Source organism: Spirabiliibacterium falconis, from assembly GCF_014885015.1.
In the GTDB taxonomy this organism is placed as follows: Bacteria; Pseudomonadota; Gammaproteobacteria; order Enterobacterales; family Pasteurellaceae; genus Spirabiliibacterium; species Spirabiliibacterium falconis.
Genome location: NZ_JABMIJ010000013.1, coordinates 26595 through 45880, shown reverse-complemented (window position 1 = coordinate 45880; position 19286 = coordinate 26595). Strand labels below are relative to the sequence as shown.

General features: G+C 42.7%; 17 protein-coding genes and 1 tRNA gene. 15 read left to right on the top strand and 3 right to left on the bottom strand.

Annotation, left to right across the window (positions count from 1 at the left end; genetic code table 11):
• The first annotated feature begins 109 nt into the window (after positions 1-109).
• The 12 genes from eno (at position 110) to HPC40_RS07785 (ending at position 11165) form a co-directional block, all read left to right on the top strand.
• Positions 110-1411, top strand: a complete 1302-nt coding sequence (gene eno / locus HPC40_RS07840) for a phosphopyruvate hydratase (RefSeq protein ID WP_208118942.1) — start codon at positions 110-112, stop codon at positions 1409-1411.
• Between the two features lie 97 nt (positions 1412-1508).
• Positions 1509-3881 carry a ribonuclease R gene (rnr, locus tag HPC40_RS07835; RefSeq protein ID WP_208118941.1) on the top strand — a complete coding sequence of 791 codons (2373 nt, stop codon included), beginning with the start codon at positions 1509-1511 and terminating at the stop codon, positions 3879-3881.
• 12 nt (positions 3882-3893) lie between these two features.
• A complete protein-coding gene (locus HPC40_RS07830) occupies positions 3894-4790 on the top strand; it encodes a hypothetical protein (RefSeq protein WP_208118940.1) in 897 nt (298 codons plus the stop codon).
• Positions 4787-5524 carry a 23S rRNA (guanosine(2251)-2'-O)-methyltransferase RlmB gene (rlmB, locus tag HPC40_RS07825; RefSeq protein ID WP_208118939.1) on the top strand — a complete coding sequence of 246 codons (738 nt, stop codon included), beginning with the start codon at positions 4787-4789 and terminating at the stop codon, positions 5522-5524. The genes HPC40_RS07830 and rlmB overlap by 4 nt, the downstream gene beginning before the upstream one ends.
• A 9-nt stretch (positions 5525-5533) precedes the next feature.
• Positions 5534-6361, top strand: a complete 828-nt coding sequence (locus tag HPC40_RS07820) for a pyridoxal phosphatase (protein ID WP_208118938.1) — start codon at positions 5534-5536, stop codon at positions 6359-6361.
• Positions 6362-6435: 74 nt separating this feature from the next.
• Complete coding sequence (locus HPC40_RS07815; protein WP_208118937.1) at positions 6436-6891, top strand: YgiW/YdeI family stress tolerance OB fold protein; 456 nt, start codon at positions 6436-6438, stop codon at positions 6889-6891.
• Between the two features lie 41 nt (positions 6892-6932).
• Entirely contained in the window at positions 6933-7601 is a 669-nt protein-coding gene (locus HPC40_RS07810; protein WP_208118936.1) for a response regulator, read from the top strand.
• A complete protein-coding gene (gene qseC / locus HPC40_RS07805) occupies positions 7591-8928 on the top strand; it encodes a quorum sensing histidine kinase QseC (RefSeq protein ID WP_208118935.1) in 1338 nt (445 codons plus the stop codon). Before HPC40_RS07810 ends, qseC begins: the two co-directional genes overlap by 11 nt.
• Before the next feature lie 134 nt (positions 8929-9062).
• On the top strand, positions 9063-9275 hold the full coding sequence (locus HPC40_RS07800; RefSeq protein WP_208118934.1) for a YgaP family membrane protein: 213 nt from the start codon (positions 9063-9065) through the stop codon (positions 9273-9275).
• A gap of 246 nt (positions 9276-9521) precedes the next feature.
• Positions 9522-9974, top strand: a complete 453-nt coding sequence (exbB, locus tag HPC40_RS07795; RefSeq protein ID WP_208118933.1) for a TonB-system energizer ExbB — start codon at positions 9522-9524, stop codon at positions 9972-9974.
• An 11-nt stretch (positions 9975-9985) separates the two neighbouring features.
• Entirely contained in the window at positions 9986-10372 is a 387-nt protein-coding gene (gene exbD, locus HPC40_RS07790; RefSeq protein WP_208118932.1) for a TonB system transport protein ExbD, read from the top strand.
• Between the two features lies 1 nt (position 10373).
• Positions 10374-11165, top strand: a complete 792-nt coding sequence (locus tag HPC40_RS07785; RefSeq protein WP_208118931.1) for an energy transducer TonB family protein — start codon at positions 10374-10376, stop codon at positions 11163-11165.
• 52 nt (positions 11166-11217) lie between these two features.
• Here HPC40_RS07785 and lexA read toward each other — a convergent pair whose 3' ends face one another.
• Entirely contained in the window at positions 11218-11856 is a 639-nt protein-coding gene (lexA, locus tag HPC40_RS07780) for a transcriptional repressor LexA (protein ID WP_208118930.1), read from the bottom strand.
• Between the two features lie 210 nt (positions 11857-12066).
• Between lexA and plsB the strand changes: the two genes are divergently transcribed.
• Positions 12067-14505, top strand: a complete 2439-nt coding sequence (plsB, locus tag HPC40_RS07775; protein WP_208118929.1) for a glycerol-3-phosphate 1-O-acyltransferase PlsB — start codon at positions 12067-12069, stop codon at positions 14503-14505.
• A 30-nt stretch (positions 14506-14535) separates the two neighbouring features.
• Here the strand turns inward: plsB and HPC40_RS07770 are convergent, their stop codons facing one another.
• A complete protein-coding gene (locus HPC40_RS07770; protein WP_208118928.1) occupies positions 14536-15270 on the bottom strand; it encodes a hypothetical protein in 735 nt (244 codons plus the stop codon).
• Positions 15271-15456: 186 nt separating this feature from the next.
• Here HPC40_RS07770 and HPC40_RS07765 point away from each other — a divergent pair.
• Positions 15457-15546, top strand: a tRNA-Ser gene (locus HPC40_RS07765).
• A gap of 37 nt (positions 15547-15583) precedes the next feature.
• Here the strand turns inward: HPC40_RS07765 and dld are convergent.
• Positions 15584-17266, bottom strand: coding sequence for a D-lactate dehydrogenase (gene dld / locus HPC40_RS07760; RefSeq protein WP_208118927.1), 1683 nt, complete (start codon positions 17264-17266; stop codon positions 15584-15586).
• A 364-nt stretch (positions 17267-17630) separates the two neighbouring features.
• Between dld and ilvG the strand changes: the two genes are divergently transcribed.
• A complete protein-coding gene (gene ilvG / locus HPC40_RS07755) occupies positions 17631-19286 on the top strand; it encodes an acetolactate synthase 2 catalytic subunit (protein ID WP_208118926.1) in 1656 nt (551 codons plus the stop codon).

Below are 19286 nucleotides of genomic sequence, written 5' to 3'. Positions count from 1 at the left end.
AGATTTAAATCAATCAATTTGTAATTTTTACAAGACAAATGGCATAAATGGCTTTAAAATCGGGAAAGATTTTTTTGAATTAAACCTTAGCACAAATGAGGAAACAAAAATGGCTAAAATTGTAAAAGTACTGGGTCGTGAAATTATCGATTCTCGTGGTAACCCAACTGTTGAAGCAGAAGTGCATTTAGAGGGCGGCTTTGTTGGTATGGCAGCAGCTCCATCAGGTGCGTCAACGGGTTCTCGTGAAGCGTTGGAATTGCGTGATGGTGATAAAGCTCGCTTCTTAGGTAAAGGCGTTTTAAAAGCGGTGGCTAATATCAATGATGTTATTGCGCCAGCCCTTGTTGGTAAAGATGCAACTAAACAAGCTGAAATTGATCAAATTATGCTTGATTTAGATGGTACTGAAAATAAAACAAAATTGGGTGCAAACGCTATTCTTGCGGTTTCTCTTGCTAATGCAAAAGCAGCAGCGGCTGCGAAAGGTATGCCACTATTTGCATGGATTGCCGAACTTAATGGCACACCAGGTCAATATTCAATGCCATTACCAATGATGAATATCATCAACGGTGGGGAACATGCAGATAATAACGTTGATATTCAAGAGTTTATGATTCAACCCGTAGGTGCAAAAACCTTAAAAGAAGCCCTACGCATTGGTGCAGAAGTGTTCCATAACTTAGCTAAAGTATTGAAAGCAAAAGGCTTAAGCACTGCGGTAGGTGATGAGGGTGGTTTTGCGCCAAACCTTGAATCAAATGCAGCCGCACTTGCGTGTATCAAAGAAGCGGTTGAAAAAGCAGGCTATGTGTTAGGTAAAGATGTTACCTTAGCAATGGACTGTGCATCATCTGAGTTCTACAACAAAGAAAATGGTATGTATGAAATGAAAGGTGAAGGCAAATCATTCACTTCGCAAGAATTCACACACTACCTTGAAGAATTATGTAAAGAATACCCAATCGTATCGATCGAAGATGGTCAAGACGAATCAGATTGGGAAGGCTTTGCTTACCAAACTAAAGTGTTGGGAGATAAAGTGCAATTGGTCGGTGATGACTTGTTTGTAACCAACACCAAAATCTTGAAAGAAGGTATCGAAAAAGGTATTGCCAATTCTATCTTGATTAAATTCAACCAAATTGGTTCATTAACTGAAACGTTGAATGCGATTAAAATGGCGAAAGACGCTGGCTATACTGCGGTAATTTCACATCGCTCTGGTGAAACAGAAGATGCAACGATTGCTGACTTAGCCGTTGGTACTGCTGCAGGTCAAATCAAAACTGGTTCAATGAGCCGCTCTGACCGTATCGCAAAATATAACCAATTAATCCGTATTGAAGAAGCACTTGGCGACAAAGCACCGTTCTTGGGCTTAAAAGCGGTTAAAGGTCAAGCCTAATAATTTAGGTTTATGGACAAAAGGCTACCACATTGATTGGTAGCCTTTTTATTTTGACCGCACTTTGCTTTTTGCCGCTTGCATTCCCTTCGGCGCAATGTCAAACTTGTATCATAACTCAATTCAAGGAGTGCTCATGTCACAGGATCCTAATTTCGCCCAAGAAGCTGAAAAATACGACAACCCTATCGCCAGTCGAGAATTTATTCTACAAACCATCCGCGATCATAATGCGCCGATGAGTCGAGCTGATCTACAAACCGCACTTTCGATCACAGATGAAGCACAACAAGAAGGGCTACGACGTCGTTTGCGAGCGATGGAGAATGACGGGCAGTTGGTATTTACTAAGCGTAAATGCTATGCCTTGCCTGAAAAACTCGCGTTATTGAAAGGCACTGTGCTGGGACATCGCGATGGATTCGGTTTTTTGCAGGTGGAAAATGGGCAAGACTGGTTTATTCCAAATAATCAAATGCAGCGTGTGATGCACGGTGATTATGTCTTGGCACAGCCCAATGGTTTTGACCGTAGAGGGCGGCAAGAAGTGCGGATTGTGCGGGTGTTAGAAAGTCGTAAAAAGCAAATTGTGGGGCGTTTTTTTCTGGAAAGTGGCATTGGTTATGTCGTGCCAGATGACAGCCGAATCACGCAAGATATTTTGATCCCTGATGAACATCGCTTGAGTGCACGTATGGGGCAAGTGGTGGTGGTTGAATTGCAGCATCGCACCCGAAAAAATCAGCCCGTAGGCAAGATTATTGAGATCTTAGGCGATAATATGGCGCCAGGAATGGAGGTGGAAATTGCATTGCGTAATCACGATATTCCTCATGTTTTTCCTGAAAGTGTGGAAAAGCAGATTGCCAATTTAAGTGAAAGTGTGCCAGAAGACGCGAAGCAAGGGCGAGTGGACTTGCGGGATTTGCCGTTGGTTACCATTGACGGTGAAGATGCGCGTGATTTTGATGATGCAGTATTTTGTCGTCAAAATGATAATGGCACTTGGACGTTATGGGTTGCCATTGCGGATGTGAGTTATTATGTCAGGCAGAAAACTGCACTTGATAATGAAGCACGTGAGCGTGGAAATTCTGTGTATTTTCCAAATCGGGTCGTGCCAATGTTACCTGAAGTGCTATCCAACGGATTGTGTTCACTGAATCCGCAGGTTGATCGCCTGTGTATGGTATGTGAAATTACGTTGAGTAAAAAAGGGAAAATGAATGACTATCGCTTTTACGAAGCGGTGATGAATTCGCATGCACGTTTGACGTACACGAAAGTTTGGAAAATTTTGCAAGGTGATGAAGTACTCCGTGAACGTTATGCACCGTTGGTTGGCGATTTAGAAGCACTGTATGCCCTTTATCAGGTTTTAATCACTGCAAGAAAAAAACGTGGTGCGATTGATTTCGATACGATCGAGAGCAAATTTATTTTTAATCCTCAAGGACGAATTGAGCGTATTGAGCCATTGGTGCGCAATGATGCACACAAAATCATTGAAGAATGTATGATTTTAGCCAATATTGCAGCAGCACGTTTTATGGAAAAAACCAAAGAGCCTGCTCTTTATCGTGTGCATGCCGTCCCGAGTGAGGAAAAATTAACGGCATTTCGTTCTTTCCTGAAAGAGTGCGGTTTAACCCTAAGTGGTGGATTAAAGCCGACACCTGCTGATTATGCTGAATTGATGGAAAAAGTGCGGTTGCGCGCTGATCATGAACTGATTGAAACAATGTTACTACGATCGATGAGCCAAGCGGTATATTCTGGGGATAATATTGGGCATTTTGGTCTTGCGCTGCCAGATTATGCACATTTCACCTCACCGATTCGACGTTATCCTGATTTGAGCCTACATCGTGGCATTAAATATCAGCTTGCCAAAGCGCAAGGCTCAAATAAACGCAGTACCGCCACAGGGGGGTATCATTACACGTTAGACGACATTGATCAGCTTGGCGAGCATTGTTCAATGACAGAACGCCGTGCAGATGATGCTACGCGTGATGTTGCTGATTGGCTTAAATGTGAATTTATGCAAGATCACGTGGGTGAAGAATTTGAGGGGATTATCTCTTCGGTAACGGGTTTTGGCTTTTTTGTCCGCTTAAATGATCTGTTTATTGATGGGTTAGTGCACATTTCTACATTGGATAATGACTACTACCAATTTGACCCTGCAGGGCAACGCTTAATTGGTGAAAATAGTGGGATGTACTACCGTCTTGGCGATAAAGTCAAGGTGCGGGTAAGTGCGGTGAGTTTAGCGGAAAAGCAGATTGATTTTGCCTTAATATCAAGTGAACGCAAACCACTACGCGTGGGTAAAACAGCAAAAGATCGCGCCAAAAAACCGCGGTATAGTGAAGCTCTCGAAAAACGCTTAGCTAAGGGTAAAACTGTACCGAAAAAAGAGAAAAAATCCAAAAAACGTCGACATAAACGCAGGAGCAATAAATAGGATAATGTTGCAATGAATACGCAGACCAATTTAATTTTACTGACCTTTGGTGACCGCTTAGAAACGCATTATCAAGCGGCGTTAGCTATACTGAGTTTTTTAGGTGATCCTAATATTCATAAAGTCATCGTGGTGACTGATCGTAAGGGCTTTTATCGCTGTTTTCATGATCAGGTTGAGTTTATTGACATCAATGAAACCATTTTAACGCAGTGGCAAGGTGATTATCAGTTTTTCTGGCGAGTCAAAATTAAGGCGTTACAGCATGTTCTAGCGCATTACCCCGATCAACACGTGCTATATATTGATTCGGATACATTTTTGGGTGCGCCGTTGAAGCCACTTATTGACAAACTGAATCAAAATCAAACCTTTATGCATACGTTTGAAGAGTATTTAAGTGAAGGAAAAAGTAAAACAGTGCGTAAAATGTGGGCTCGGCTACGAAACAAATCATTTGGTGGCGTTACAATCGATCAACAAACTGCGATGTGGAATGCGGGCGTTATTGCATTACCACGCGATATTGCGCATAAGACGCTATCGCTCGCATTGACGATTTGCGATGAAATTTGTGCGACAAATTGCCCGCGCCGTTTGGTCGAACAGTTTGCTTTCTCCTTGGCACTCAATCATGTTTGTCCGTTACAAAGTTGCGAGCATCTCATCGGGCATTATTGGGGCAACAAAGCACAATGGAATCAAATTGCACAAATGCTATTATTAACCGCCTTTTTGCATAACGAGACGCTTGAACAAATGAAAGTGCGGTTTAAACAAATTCCGGTCAGTGACATTCCCATTTATGTGAAAAGCAGTAGTACTGAAAAGCGTTTGATTCGCTTCATTAAACGGTGCTTTAAGCGTAATCAACAACACTTTTTTAGCCCACAGGAGCGTGTAGAATGACAGATGTGATTTATGGCATTCATGCGGTGTCGTCATTGCTGGCGCGTGCACCCGAACGAATTATTGAGGTGTTTGTGTTAAAAGGGCGCGAGGACAAGCGACTGACCGCACTTTTATCACAGTTACAACGTTTGGGCATTACCGTACAGGCGACCCATCGGGCGGCATTGGATAAAAAATGTGATGGCGAAAATCATCAAGGCATTGTGGCGCGTGTGCAGCCACAAAAAGAGCTTAATGAAAATGATTTAGACCGCACTTTACAACAGGTAGATAAGCCATTTTTATTGATTTTAGATGGCGTAACTGATCCGCATAATTTAGGGGCGTGTTTACGCAGTGCTGATGCGGCTGGCGTAACAGCGGTTATTGTGCCTAAAGATAAATCCGCACAGCTTAATGCCACAGCCCGTAAAGTGGCGTGTGGGGCGGCAGAAACGGTGCCATTAATTCGTGTAACAAACTTAGCCCGTACGTTACGTGAATTACAACATCAGCACAATGTCTGGATCGTGGGAACCGCTGGGGAGGCCACGCAAACTTTGTATCAAGCGACACTGACGGGTGCCATTGCGTTGGTGATGGGGGCAGAAGGGGATGGAATGCGTCGTTTAACACGAGAATGTTGTGATGAGCTTATCAGTATTCCGATGGCTGGCAGTGTGTCATCACTCAATGTATCCGTCGCAACGGGCGTGTGCTTGTTTGAAATTGTGCGCCAGCGTGGTGTTTAGGAGAATGAAATGGATTATCGAGTCGTTGCGTTTGATTTAGATGGTACATTATTAAATTCGCAAGGGCATATTCTGCCCGAGAATCTCCGTGCGATAGCTAAAGTGCGGTCGCTTGGGATAAAGGTCGTGCTGGTCACTGGGCGACATCATACGGCGGCACGTTTTTACCATGCTCAGCTTGGTTTAGATACCCCTATTATTTGCTGTAATGGAACCTATCTCTATGATTATCAACAGGAAAAAGTGCTGAGTGCCAATCCTCTCACATGGGCGCAATGTCGGCGAATTATCGCATTAAATGAACAATTTGGCATTCATCTATTGATGTACACGCGTGATGAAATGGCATTTTGTGAGATCAATTCGCATATGGCGAAATTTAAACAATGGGCGACGAGTTGCCCTGTCAATGAACGCCCGCAATTACGCCAGCTTACCAGTTTTTATGAGCCGCTTGCTGGTGGGGAAACCATCTGGAAATTTGTGTTAAGTGACCCTGACACAACGTTGATGCAAAAGGTGGTTAATACGCTACCTGAAGATCAATTTAGTTGTGAATGGTCGTGGTTCGATCGGGTTGATATTGCAAGTTATGGCAACACCAAAGGGCGACGATTGCTTTCTTTACTCGCATCGTGGCACATTTCACCGCATCAGGTCATCGCTTTTGGTGATAATCATAACGATTTGAGCATGTTGAGTCAGGTGGGGCTTGGTGTGGCAATGGGCAATGCTGAAAGTGCGGTTAAAACACACGCGACATGTACTATTGGCGATAATAATCAACCGAGCATCGCACAATTTTTAGGCAAACAGTTCGATTTTGTCGTATCTTAAGATTTTATTAAGATTTTTTTGTTGTAATGCTCCTGTCAATCAATGGGATTGAAAATAAGGCATAGGAGATTACAATGAAAAAAGTATTATTAGCATCAATGATGTTATCAATGTTTACGGCTAATGCGGTGTGGGCAGCATCAGAGACGAACTTACCAGAACCTCAGGCACAGCCGTATCCTAAGGTAGCAAAAGCACACAAGCATGAGCGAAAGCATGACCCTAAACACAAAGAAGCACGAGGTGGGTTTGTCGCCACAGATCAGGTTACGCCAAGTGATAAAATAAGCACGCTAAATGATCACAGCATGGTGGTGTTAGAGGGAGGCATTATTGCACAGACAGGGCGTGATGAGTTTACCTTCAAAGATGATGCTGGCGAGGCAAGCGTCAAAATTGATAAGCGTGCGTGGGCGGGGCAAACTGTTCAGCCTACAGATAAAGTGAAATTGGTCGGCAAAGTGGATAAATCGTGGGGAAAAACGACGCTGTATATTCACCATGTCATGAAGCAAACATCCACAAATTAAACTAAAGTGCGGTTAGACCGCACTTTTATGTAGAGTGTTAGATGCGAATTTTAGTCATCGAAGATGATAAGATAATTGGTGATGGAATCAACGTTGGGCTAACCCACTTTGGTTTTAGTGTAGATTGGTTTTGCAGTGGAAAAACAGGTTTTCATGCACTGATGAGTGCGCCTTATGACGCAGTAGTATTGGATTTGACATTGCCCGAAATGGATGGTATTGACATTTTGCGCCACTGGCGTGCAAAACACGATGATACACCAGTACTTATTCTTACTGCACGAGATAGTATCGATCAGCGTGTAGAAGGGTTGAAACAAGGTGCTGATGATTATTTATGCAAACCTTTCGCACTGACAGAACTAGTAGCTCGTCTTGAGGCGTTGATTCGGCGACGGACAGGGACGGTTCATCCCATAATAGAATATGGCAATATTCGTGTTGATCGTCAAAACTATCGTGTCAGCGTTAATGGTAAAGATATTGCACTGACTGCGATGGAGTGGCAGGTATTAAGTCTGTTTCTACAGCATAAAAACCGCACGTTAACCCGCACATTCATTGAAGAAAAGTTACACAATTGGAACAGTGAAGTTAGTAGTAATGCGATAGAAGTACATATTCACCACCTGCGTAAAAAACTGGGTAATACACTTATTAAAACGGTTCATGGCATAGGCTATCGTTTAGGAAATTGCAATGAAAACTAGTTTACGTTTGCGGTTGATTCTTATACTGTCTCTTGCGACGTTGCTTTTATGGATTGTCGCCAGTGCAGTAGCTTGGTTTACGGCAAAAGAAGAAGCGGATAAAGTGTTTGATCGACAACAAATTTTATTTGCTCAGCGGCTTGCAAGTTCTAATTTACACGATCGTTTTTCTCGTCCTCTCCCCCCTCCTGGACGATTTTTACATAAAAAATACCATGGTGATGATGACGCAATTAGCTTTGCACTGTTTAATGCACAAGGTGATAGGCTATTTAGCGACGGTGATCAAGGCAATTTTTTGCAATTTAAGCCGAAAAAAGGCTTTGGTGTACAGCAGATTAATGGCGAATCTTGGCGTGTATTTTGGTTGCCTACGCAACGAGGGCGGCTGTTTATCGCAGTCGGACAAGCGCAAGATTATCGAGATGACCTAGTAGAAAAGCTGGTTTTGGGGCAACTATGGATCTGGCTTGCGGGCTTACCGATCTTGCTTTTGCTGATTTTTTTCGTCGTTAATGCTGAATTAAAATCACTGAAGCGATTACAACAACAGCTTCATCAACGTTCACCACTAGACAATTCGCCGTTAGACAATGCACATCTACCAAGCGAAATCACACCACTTGTAGCGAGTTTAAATCACTTTATCATACGTACAGCACACCTCTTCGAACGAGAGCGTCGTTTCACGTCTGATGCGGCTCACGAATTACGCAGTCCTTTAACTGCACTTCGTGTGCAAACAGAAATCGCACAATTGCCCAACTGCCCAGATCGTGTACGTCAACAAGCACTGCATCAACTGACGTATGGGGTTGAGCGGGCGAGCCAATTGATTGAGCAATTGCTGATGTTGTCGCGCTTAGATCATGTGAATGAGTTAGTTGACACTGTTACGATTAATTGGGGAGAGCTGATTCATGACGTCATTGTACATGAAATGCCATTCGCTGAACAAAAACAGATTACGATCGATTTCATTGAGCATGACGCACCATCTGTGCAAGGGCAGCCAGTGCTATTGACAGTACTCATACGGAATTTAATTAATAATGCGATTAATTATTGCCCAAATTATAGCCATATTGACCTTATTTTGGATGAACGGCAATTCATCGTACAAGATAATGGCGACGGTGTGGCAGATGAACATATTGAAAAATTAGGGCATCGTTTTTACCGTCCTGCTGGTCAAAATGAAAAAGGAGCAGGGCTTGGTCTATCTATTGTTGAGCGAATTGCACAATTGCATCGATTTACCATTCATTACACTAATCGTGAGCCCAGCGGTTTTAAAGTGCTTGTAACATTTAGTGAAATTAGTTGATCTTGCTCGCAATTTGCGTATTCAATAATTGACAAGGTTGTTATAAACAGGTTAAAAAGAATTTAGATAAAAGTATAAAACACTTCACTTTTCACCTTTCGAGGCTTTTGCCCCAATGCCTAAAGGAGGTATTTATGCGAAAAAATATCGGTCGTCCAGATCGTGCAATTAGAATTATTATTGGTGCATTGCTATGTTTACTAAGTGCAATGAAGGTTATTGGTCCGTGGGGCTATATCGGTGTTGTGCTGGCGATGTCTGGCGTTATCGGTTACTGTGTGGCCTATCAATGTGCAGGATTTTCAACCTGCCCTTATGTACCCGAAGAAGAACTTGAAGAAGAATAATGAAAGTGCGGTTTGACCGCACTTTTTTATTATCCCCCCATTATTTCTTATTATTGCCACAATCTAATGGACTGATGTTAATTAATGCTAATGCATAGATTAGGTTGAATGTATCATATTAACCGCACTTTGATTGAATTTGCGTTAGTTTTGAGCAAAAAATGCGATTAACATTGCGCCTTTCATTTGTACTGATATAATAATGAAACTAATTATCAATAAGATTTCGGTTTGTTTGAGGCAGCTATGGACGCACTATTTGAGTTTTTAGAGCAATATACGGATTATATTATTTTAGGCACACTGGCATTGATGAGTTTTATTATGGTGTGGAAAGTGATTGAACGAATCCTCTTTTTTTCCAGCGTCAATGTAGCGAATTATGCCACTATCCACGATCTTGAAATCGACTTAACACGCAATTTAACCCCAATTGCCATTATTGGCTCGAATGCGCCTTATGTTGGCTTGCTAGGCACAGTAATTGGCATTTTATTGACCTTCTATACGATGGGGCAAGCTGGCGGCGATATTGATGCTGCATCAATTATGGTGAATTTATCGCTTGCGTTAAAAGCCACTGCGGTAGGGATTTTGGTTGCGATCCCATCAATGGTGTTTTATAACGGCCTTAATCGCAAGGTGGATGTCAATAAAATGAAGTGGTATGCCTTACAAGAACAGCAAAAAGTGCGGTAGAGAGGGGCTAGATGAAAAAATTTGATGAAATTAATATTGTCCCTTTCCTTGACATTATGCTGGTATTGCTTGCTATTGTGTTGGTGACTGCATCATTTATTACACAAGGAAAAATTCAAGTTAATGTACCAAAATCAAGCCATAATGTTACGATGAAAGCAGATGATTTGGCGAAATTGTTGACCATTACTGACGATGGAAAATGGTACTTTAATGACAAACCGATTGATCATGCACAATTAGAGCAAGAGATCGCTAAGTGGGATAAAAGTCAAAAAGTGACACTAAAAGTTGATGCCGCAACGCCATTTCAGCAATTTGTGAATGTAACCAACTTATTCTCAAAATATGAGATTAAAAATGTGGCTATTGTGACCATTAAGGAAGAAGGGCAGTAATATGAAAGGGCGTTCGCTTGTTGGTTTTGCAGGATCTTTGTTGCTGCACTCGGCGGTTGCCTCTGCTGTGATTATGGCGATAGCGAACACCGATGATCAAAGTATAAACGGCATTGCTGTACAAAATCCCAGTGACAGTATTTCAATGGAGATGGTGATGGCAATGATTCAAGCGCAAAAGCAGCCTGAGCCTGTTGTACAGGAGCAAACAGAGCCTGACCCAGAACCTGAGGAGCAGCCTAAAGAAGAGCCTAAAGAGGAAATTCCAGATCCAACGGTATTACCAAAACCTGTAGAAAAACCTAAAGTAGAAAAAAAGAAAGAAAATCCGAAGCCAAAACCAAAGCCAGCACCTAAAAAGCCAGTAAAAAAAGTGCAGGAAAAACCCACTAAGCAAAAAACACAAAGTGCGGTTTCTGGTGAGCGGACAGTGAATAGTCCAAATCAAGCCAACTCAAGTTTGGCGGCAGGTGCGAAAAGCAGTAATCAAGCTGTCATTGGGCAAGGTGGTGCACAGATCGACGATTATCGCCGTCAATTACGCCGAGAGATTGAACGTAATAAACGTTATTCACAACGTGCAAAAATGATGCGTCAACAAGGGAAAGTGATCATTCGCTTTACGTTATCGCCAAATGGTACGATAACGGGAGCGAGTGTTGCGAAATCATCGGGCTTTGCTGAACTTGATAAATTGGCACTGCAAGCCGTGAATGCAGCGAGACCTGTTGGTCCACGTCCTGCTGGCATGAATAGTTTAGTTACGGTACCCATTGATTTTACCTTGCGCTAACTGCACTTTCATAAAAAGCGTGTTTTGGACTTAATGACACGCTTTTTATTCATTACATCCATGCATTATTACGAATGATGCCAACAGCAATACCTTCTATTTCTAATGATTGGTGGCGTAAGTCCACCACGATGGGAGAAAGCTCGTCATTTTCTGGATGAAGATAGACTGTTGAGCCTTTTTTCTCAAGCCGTTTTACGGTCACGTCATCGTCGATACGCGCGACAACAATTTGACCATTTCGCACATCTTTAGTGCGATGCACGGCAAGCATATCACCGTCCATAATTCCGACATCTTTCATTGACATACCATACACTTTCAGTAAAAAGTGCGCTTGGGGCGTAAACATGTTTGGATCAATTTGATATGTGCTTTCAATATGTTCTTGCGCCAAAATAGGCTCACCTGCGGCCACCCGCCCGATCAGTGGTAGTCCCTCTTCTTCTTGCTCCGGTGTGCGGGTATCATCTTCCAGTAGGAGACGAATGCCGCGTGAAGTGCCCGATAAAATTTCGATGACACCTTTGCGCGCTAATGCTTTGAGATGTTCTTCGGCAGAATTAGCAGAGCGAAAACCAAGTTCTCTGGCAATTTCCATGCGAGTTGGCGGCATACCCGTCGATTCAAGATGTTCACGAAGAAAATCATACACTTGTTGCTGACGTGGAGTGAGTATTTTAGAAGCCATAGTTGATCCTGTTCGTTTATACAGTTTTACTGATATTATATACAGAATAGAGAGATGTGCAATGAGATTTTGTACAAATATATTGCCTTTTCTGTGCAGTAGTTCACGAAAAAAAGCACAAAGTGCGGTCAGGGGCATTATTTATCCCAAACAGTGATTTTTTATAGTAAAATCATTTTTTATTTCTCATCTTGATGGTATGGATTTGATATGTCTGTTTTATTGACGCTTTATCGTGAAATGATACGTTTTGTATTGTCTTTTTTGGTCAAAACGAGCCCTATTCCAAATGATCCCATAGCAGAGTTAGAACTGGATACGAGCAATCCAGTCGTTTATTTATTACCATACACGTCACAAACTGATTTATTGATTTTACAACAAAATTGTCAGCAATTGGGGCTACCAGATCCGCTAGAGATGAATGACATTGCGGGTATGCAGATGCCACGTTATGTTTTTTTAGATAAAGGACGGCGTTTTTTTAAATCAAAACACGTTGATCAAAATGTGCGTGAATTTTTCTCGCGTTACTTTGAATTACAACGTGAAAGTCATGAGCTTAATGTGCAAATTGTCCCTGTTTCCGTATTGTGGGGGCGTGCACCAGGGTATGAGAAGAAAGTTGCACATTTACGCTTTTTAGGTCCGTTACAAAAATTATGGGCAATTTTGTGGTTTGGGCGTGATAATTTTGTGCGATTTTCACCTGCTGTGGCGATGCGTGATATGGTGCAAGTGCAGGGCAATGATGATGAAATTGCACGCAAATTAACACGAGTGGCGAAAATTCATTTCGCCAAGCAACGCATGTCAACGACTGGACCACGTTTACCGAATCGCCAAGCGATGTTTAGTAAAATTTTGCAATCTGACGCGGTACAACGTGCAATATTAGATGAAGCCAAAACCAAAAAAATTCATGAAGCTAAGGCTTATCAGAATGCGCAAGCGATTCTGCACGAAATTGCCGCCAATATGAGTTATGAAAGTTTGCGTATGGCGGATCGTTTTTTAGGCTGGTTATGGAATAAACTGTATCGTGGTATCGAAGTGCAACACGCAGATAGAGTGCGAAAACTTGCCATTGAAGGGCATGAGGTGGTGTATATTCCGTGCCATCGTAGCCATATTGACTATTTGCTACTTTCTTATGTGTTGTATCATCAAGGTTTATTCCCACCACATATTGCTGCGGGTATTAATCTGAATTTTTGGCCTGTTGGCGGACGTTTTCGTCGCTGGGGAGCATTTTTCATTCGTCGTACATTCAGCGGCAATCGCTTATATTCGAGCGTATTTCGGCAATATCTTTCAGAACTGTTTCAGCGAGGTTATTCGGTTGAATTTTTCATCGAAGGCGGGCGTTCGCGAACAGGGTGCTTGCTTGCACCCAAAACAGGAATGTTATCAATGACGTTGCAGGCTTTACTGGAGGGGCATACTCGTCCAATTAGCCTTGTGCCAGTGTATATTGGTTATGAACACGTGCTAGAAGTGGATACTTATGCCAAAGAACTACGTGGTGTGGCAAAAGAAAAAGAAAGTGCGGGTTTGGTATTACGTGTGATTAAAAAATTACGCAATATGGGAAAAGGTTATGTGAATTTTGGCGAACCAATTACCTTAAATAGCTATTTAAATACGCATTACCCAAATTGGAAAGAGCCGCAAGCACAAGAGGAAAGTAAAACATGGTTACCACAAATTGTGGATAACATTGCAACGGACGTAATGCGTAATATTAATAATGCAGCTGCGATTAATGCAATGAATTTAATCGGTACAATCCTGCTGTCTTCCCGTCAGCGTGCGTTGACGCGTGAGCAATTATTATCGCAATTAACGTGTTACCAACAATTGCTAACGAATGTGCGTTATAGCCACGATGTGATTGTGCCACAAGAATCGCCACAAGAGATGTTAGAACATGTACTCAGCTTGGATAAAGTTGGTATTATTGTCGAACAAGATAATTTCGGGGAGATTATCCGACTTGAGCGTGCGTCTGCGGTATTGATGACGTATTATCGTAATAATATTAAACACTTATTTGTATTACCATCGTTAATAGCCTCGATTGTAATGCACCATGAAGCCATTGCACAAGGGCTGTTATTAAAAGGTATTGAGAAACTGTATCCATTTTTGAAAGCAGAGCTATTCTTAGACTTTGAGCCAGATGATGTTGAGCGCGTGGTAAAACAGTTGATTGATGAGCTCGAACGTCAAGAACTCATTGTGCGACGTGAAACATTGCTCGCGATCAATAAACGCCGTATTCGCAGTCTCCAACTATTGGCGGCAAATGTACGCGAAATTATGCAGCGTTACTATATTACGTTGAATTTCTTACAAGCTGATCCGACGATTTCGCGTAATCGCCTAGAGCGTGAAAGTCAATCGGTCGCACAACGATTATCGGTATTGCATGGCATTAATGCGCCAGAGTTTTTCGACAAAGCGGTATTTTCAACATTTATTGCGAGCTTGAAAGACAATGGTTATTTTCTTGATAATGATCAGGCAAATCCAACCAAAGTGGAAGAGCTTAATTTGATTTTGCGTGCGTTGATGTCGAGTGAAGTGCATATGACCATTGTCAGTGCAGTTGAGCGTGCACTCGAAAATGAAACAGATGATGAATAATCAATATGAAAAGTGCGGTCAACCGCACTTTTAATCGCGTTCTGATAAGTGTGTTTTCGTCATCGTAAAGGCACATAAGTTTTCAGGGTGATAAGCACAAGGTGTGAGATAAAACGTAGTGTTTTCATGTTCTAGCGAACGGGTCAAAATGAGTTTATCGTCACTTTTTGCCAACACATAGTAACGCTTTTGAGCGAGAGTTAAAACGGGATACTCTACACGAAATAACGGGCGATAGTAGCCCACCATAAATGCTGAGATGACGAAATAGCAATAGCAGAATAGTGCAGTGTAAACCATATTCAGTTTACGTTTCTGAATGGCCGTTAAAAGTGCGGTATTATTGATACTTTTCAGTTTATTACGAAAAATAATGGACAGTGAAAGCGCACAGGAAAGATATAGCCCAATAAAGAGATAATTGATGCGGTGCATAAAGAGAAAAATTTGAATCAAAATGGGCGCACTTAAAATTGTGCAGAAAATAAAGGTTCTTAGCACCTTTACCGCAACACTTGGTAAGTGCGGTTTAACAAAGAGTAAGCATGCTAACCCTAACAGGTAGAGAATGGCCGCAATAAAAGACAGAAATAACACATAGCCAATGCTGCGTGCAATATTGGCGATGCCCACATCAACTAGCTCCCAAGGATAACCGTAATAATACGATTGTGCCCAACCATAAACATAGGCAACAGACCAACCTAGCCCGATAAAAAATGTCGCTAAAATCGACGAATTAATTAATTTATCCAAATTGTGCATAATTTCCCCATAATGATTTTTTTGAGTGATATTTTAGTAAAGTTACTATTTTTACGCTATGATTTTTAGGTGAAAAGTGCGGTCATGATGACAGAGTTTTATGACGTCATATTAATCGATATGAGAGAAAATACTTGACGCAGAAAGCAATAATCTTTATATTCCTTGCCCTAATCGAACGATTTCGGTGAGATGTCCGAGTGGTTGAAGGAGCACGCCTGGAAAGTGTGTATGCGCGAAAGTGCATCGGGGGTTCGAATCCCCCTCTCACCGCCATATTTTAGACCGCACTTTGTGTTAAAGTGCGGTTTTTTTATTGCCAATGTTTGCGTTTTGACGTCTTACCAATGCCAGGATTGAAACTGTTTGTTGGATCAAGATCACGGTAGAATTTTTTCAAAATAGGTTTAGCTTGATAGAGATGCCCTACATTGTGTTCGGCGGGGTATTCTGCACCACGCTGGTCGAGCAATTTGAGCATTTCTTCTTCTATTTGATGCACATTAGCCCCTTTTTTGGCGATATAGTCTTGATGGAACACGTGGCAGAAAAAGTGCCCATAGTAGAGTTTATGGATGAAGTGCTGATCAATCTCCGCTGGCAGCGTTTCAAACCATTGACGGTCGTTGCGACGTAGTGCCACATCAAGGGCGACAATATCTTCAACGTCTTTGTGATGAACAATGCGATAACGCACGGCAGCACCCGCGACGGCAAAGCGGTGCAACATGGCAGCTTGTGCTTCTTTAGCATCACACACATAAAAATCCCCTGCTTTGCTGGCGAAATAGTCGTTCAAAAAGGCATTTGCTTCCTCAATACCGTCTCCTGCCATTGCTAAAATTAAATGATGCTGGTATTTATCCCGATATTGGCGCATTTTTTTAGGCAAATGTTGTGGTAAAAAGCGACTTAAAAATTGTAAAGTGCGGTCGGAGAGGTGTGCTGGCATAAATGAAAATTTGCTACACAGGCGATCGACTTTGTTTTTCAATGCGAATAGTTTGGGTAGATTATTCGTCCCGAGTGTTTTAATTGCCCAAAAAGTATCTTTGCCATAAATCGTTGCCACATCAAACGCCTCACGGTGGATATACTCTCCAGAAACGGGTAGCTGTTTGAAATTTTGCAGAATATGGCGACGGATGTCGTCAAGTTCGGCAGTGTCGTTGGTGCCGATGTAAAACACTTGCGTGTTTTTTTCCAAAGGAAAGGTATCAAGTCGCACGGCAAAGACCATCAGCTTACCGGCACAGCCTGAGGCTTCATAAAGTCGCCGTGGATCAGCATTAAAGCGTGCGGGCGTGTTGGCATCCACATCACGCACATGCGTGTGGTAGCCGTGATCATGCCCACATTGATGGTTGTATTCAATATCCGTTGCATCATAACGTTGCTGCTCGAGGTTGGTCAAAATCTCCTCTGGCGTTTCACCCAAGTTCACACCCAAGTGATTGATAAGCATCAGCTCGCCTTCTGCATTGATTTGAGCATAAAGTGCCATTTGGGTGTAAGCAGGTCCGCGTTGTACTAATGCACCACCAGAATTATTACAGACCCCACCTAATACTGATGCACCAAGACAAGAAGAGCCAATCACAGAATGTGCTTCACGTTGGTGTTTTTTCAGTTCAGCTTCTAGTTGAAATAAAGTCGCTCCTGGCAGGCAGATAACCTGTTTGGCATCATTAATAAGTTGAATGTGGGCAAGACGTAGTGTACTGACAATCACAATATCACGATCATATTCATTACCATCAGGCGTAGAGCCGCCGGTTAATCCCGTATTTGCAGCTTGCGTGATGACAATAACATCAGCATGATGACAGGCTTTTAAGATCGCCCATTGTTCAAGCAATGTACCAGGTTTAACGACAGCTAAGGCTTTGCCTTGTCCGAAACGAAAACCGCTACGGTAAGGTAGTGTTTTAGTCGGCTCGGTTAAAACATACTTTTCCCCAACAATATTGATTAATTGTTTAATTAATGCGCTCATACAGACTCCTGTTTACCATCGTCACATTATTTTGCCTAAAAATAATTGCATTAAGAATGCGGATTATTATCTTTACGTCAATTATGTGATCTCGTAGGCATTTTTATCGTTATTTTTTTGGGAATGAAAAAAAATGTTTTTTATTTTTTCTAAATGTGGTATCAATATGTCATTGTGTTAAAAACAGTTTAATTATGATGAAAGCAATCCGAATTATTAGCATTATTCGCATTTTGGTGATTATTATCGCCAAACGCGAGTGTTATGCTTAAATTCGGTTTAAGACGTGTTTAACTAACCCTCGCAGCTTCTGCGAGGGTTTTTTTATATAAAATAAAAACGAAAAGTGCGGTTAGGAGGAGAGATGAACGGTTCCCAGCTTATTATAGCTAGCCTGAAAGCTCATGGCGTGAGTACGCTATTTGGCTATCCAGGTGGGGCTATTATGCCGGTGTATGATGCCATTTATGATTCAGGGATTGATCATTTGCTTTGTCGAAATGAACAAGGTGCGGCAATGGCAGCCATTGGCTACGCGCGTGCCAGTGGCAAAGTGGGGGTGTGCATTGCCACTTCAGGCCCAGGGGCGACCAATTTGGTAACAGGCTTAGGCGATGCGATGATGGATTCTATCCCCGTGGTGGCCATCACTGGGCAAGTTGCGTCCCCTTTTATTGGCACAGATGCGTTCCAAGAAGCAGATGTGTTGGGGCTGTCATTAGCGTGCACCAAGCATAGTTTTATTGTGCAGCATATTGATGAATTGCCTGAGGTGCTTGCTCAGGCTTTTTATCTGGCGCAAAACGGGCGACCAGGGCCTGTGTTGGTTGATGTGCCAAAAGATGTCCAGTTTGCCCAAACCACCGCCCAGCCGATTGTCAAACCGCAAGAAAAACCAACCGCACTTTTAGATGCCGATCTCATGCAAGCCAAACAATTATTAAGAGATGCCAAACGCCCAGTGCTTTATGTGGGCGGCGGTGTGGGTATGGCCGATGGTGTAAGTGCGGTGCGAGAGTTGCTACATGTCACGCAAATGCCATCGGTATCGACCATTAAAGGCTTAGGTACGATTCCACCTGACAATCCGTATTATATGGGGATGATCGGTATGCACGGCACAAAGGCGGCAAACCATGCGGTGCATGAATGTGATTTATTGTTGGTGATGGGGGCGCGTTTTGACGATCGTGTCACGGGCAAACTGGAGACATTTGCACCTTATGCTAAGGTAATCCACGTGGATATTGATGTCGCCGAGATCAATAAATTACGCCAAGCAGACGTTGCCTTGCGGGGCGATTTGATTCAAGCCGCACAGGCGTTGTCTATTCCGCTGGATATTGACCCATGGCGAGAGGCGATTTTAGCGTTTAAGCGTGAAGGGGATTTCTGTTATGCGCAAAATCAAGGTGAGCAGCCGATTAATCCATGGTGGTTACTCAATACCCTATCGACTAAGAAAAAGCAAAGTGCGGTCATCACCACCGATGTGGGGCAACATCAAATGTGGTCAGCACAGCATATGCGTCATTTTGATCCGAAAAATTACATCACCTCCGCAGGCTTTGGCTCAATGGGATTTGGGCTGCCCGCAGCGGTGGGAGCACAAAAGGCACGCCCATATGACGATGTGATTTTGCTCACGGGGGATGGGTCATTTATGATGAATATTCAAGAACTTGGCTCAATCAAACGTGGCAATTTACCGATCAAAATCGTGTTGTTAGATAATCAACGTCTTGGCATGGTGCGCCAATGGCAGAGCCTCTTTTTCAATGCACGCCACAGTGAGACGATTTTAGACGATAATCCTGATTTCGTGACGCTTGCTAGTGCGTTTGGGATTGCTGGCGAACGCATCGAACGAGGATGTGAGGTGGATGCGGCATTAGAGCGGTTATTGAATGCTAAAGGGGCATATTTGTTGCATGTGTGCATTCCAGCCGATGAAAATGTATGGCCGTTGGTGCCGCCAGGTGCGTGCAATGTAGATATGTTGGAAGATATTGGAGTGTAA

Coding starts and splice junctions, on each gene's coding strand:
- eno (WP_208118942.1), top strand. CDS start 110: ATGGCTAAAATTGTAAAAGTACTGGGTCGTGAAATTATCGATTCTCGT.
- rnr (WP_208118941.1), top strand. CDS start 1,509: ATGTCAAACTTGTATCATAACTCAATTCAAGGAGTGCTCATGTCACAG.
- HPC40_RS07830 (WP_208118940.1), top strand. CDS start 3,894: ATGAATACGCAGACCAATTTAATTTTACTGACCTTTGGTGACCGCTTA.
- rlmB (WP_208118939.1), top strand. CDS start 4,787: ATGACAGATGTGATTTATGGCATTCATGCGGTGTCGTCATTGCTGGCG.
- HPC40_RS07820 (WP_208118938.1), top strand. CDS start 5,534: ATGGATTATCGAGTCGTTGCGTTTGATTTAGATGGTACATTATTAAAT.
- HPC40_RS07815 (WP_208118937.1), top strand. CDS start 6,436: ATGAAAAAAGTATTATTAGCATCAATGATGTTATCAATGTTTACGGCT.
- HPC40_RS07810 (WP_208118936.1), top strand. CDS start 6,933: ATGCGAATTTTAGTCATCGAAGATGATAAGATAATTGGTGATGGAATC.
- qseC (WP_208118935.1), top strand. CDS start 7,591: ATGAAAACTAGTTTACGTTTGCGGTTGATTCTTATACTGTCTCTTGCG.
- HPC40_RS07800 (WP_208118934.1), top strand. CDS start 9,063: ATGCGAAAAAATATCGGTCGTCCAGATCGTGCAATTAGAATTATTATT.
- exbB (WP_208118933.1), top strand. CDS start 9,522: ATGGACGCACTATTTGAGTTTTTAGAGCAATATACGGATTATATTATT.
- exbD (WP_208118932.1), top strand. CDS start 9,986: ATGAAAAAATTTGATGAAATTAATATTGTCCCTTTCCTTGACATTATG.
- HPC40_RS07785 (WP_208118931.1), top strand. CDS start 10,374: ATGAAAGGGCGTTCGCTTGTTGGTTTTGCAGGATCTTTGTTGCTGCAC.
- lexA (WP_208118930.1), bottom strand. CDS start 11,856: ATGGCTTCTAAAATACTCACTCCACGTCAGCAACAAGTGTATGATTTT.
- plsB (WP_208118929.1), top strand. CDS start 12,067: ATGTCTGTTTTATTGACGCTTTATCGTGAAATGATACGTTTTGTATTG.
- HPC40_RS07770 (WP_208118928.1), bottom strand. CDS start 15,270: ATGCACAATTTGGATAAATTAATTAATTCGTCGATTTTAGCGACATTT.
- dld (WP_208118927.1), bottom strand. CDS start 17,266: ATGAGCGCATTAATTAAACAATTAATCAATATTGTTGGGGAAAAGTAT.
- ilvG (WP_208118926.1), top strand. CDS start 17,631: ATGAACGGTTCCCAGCTTATTATAGCTAGCCTGAAAGCTCATGGCGTG.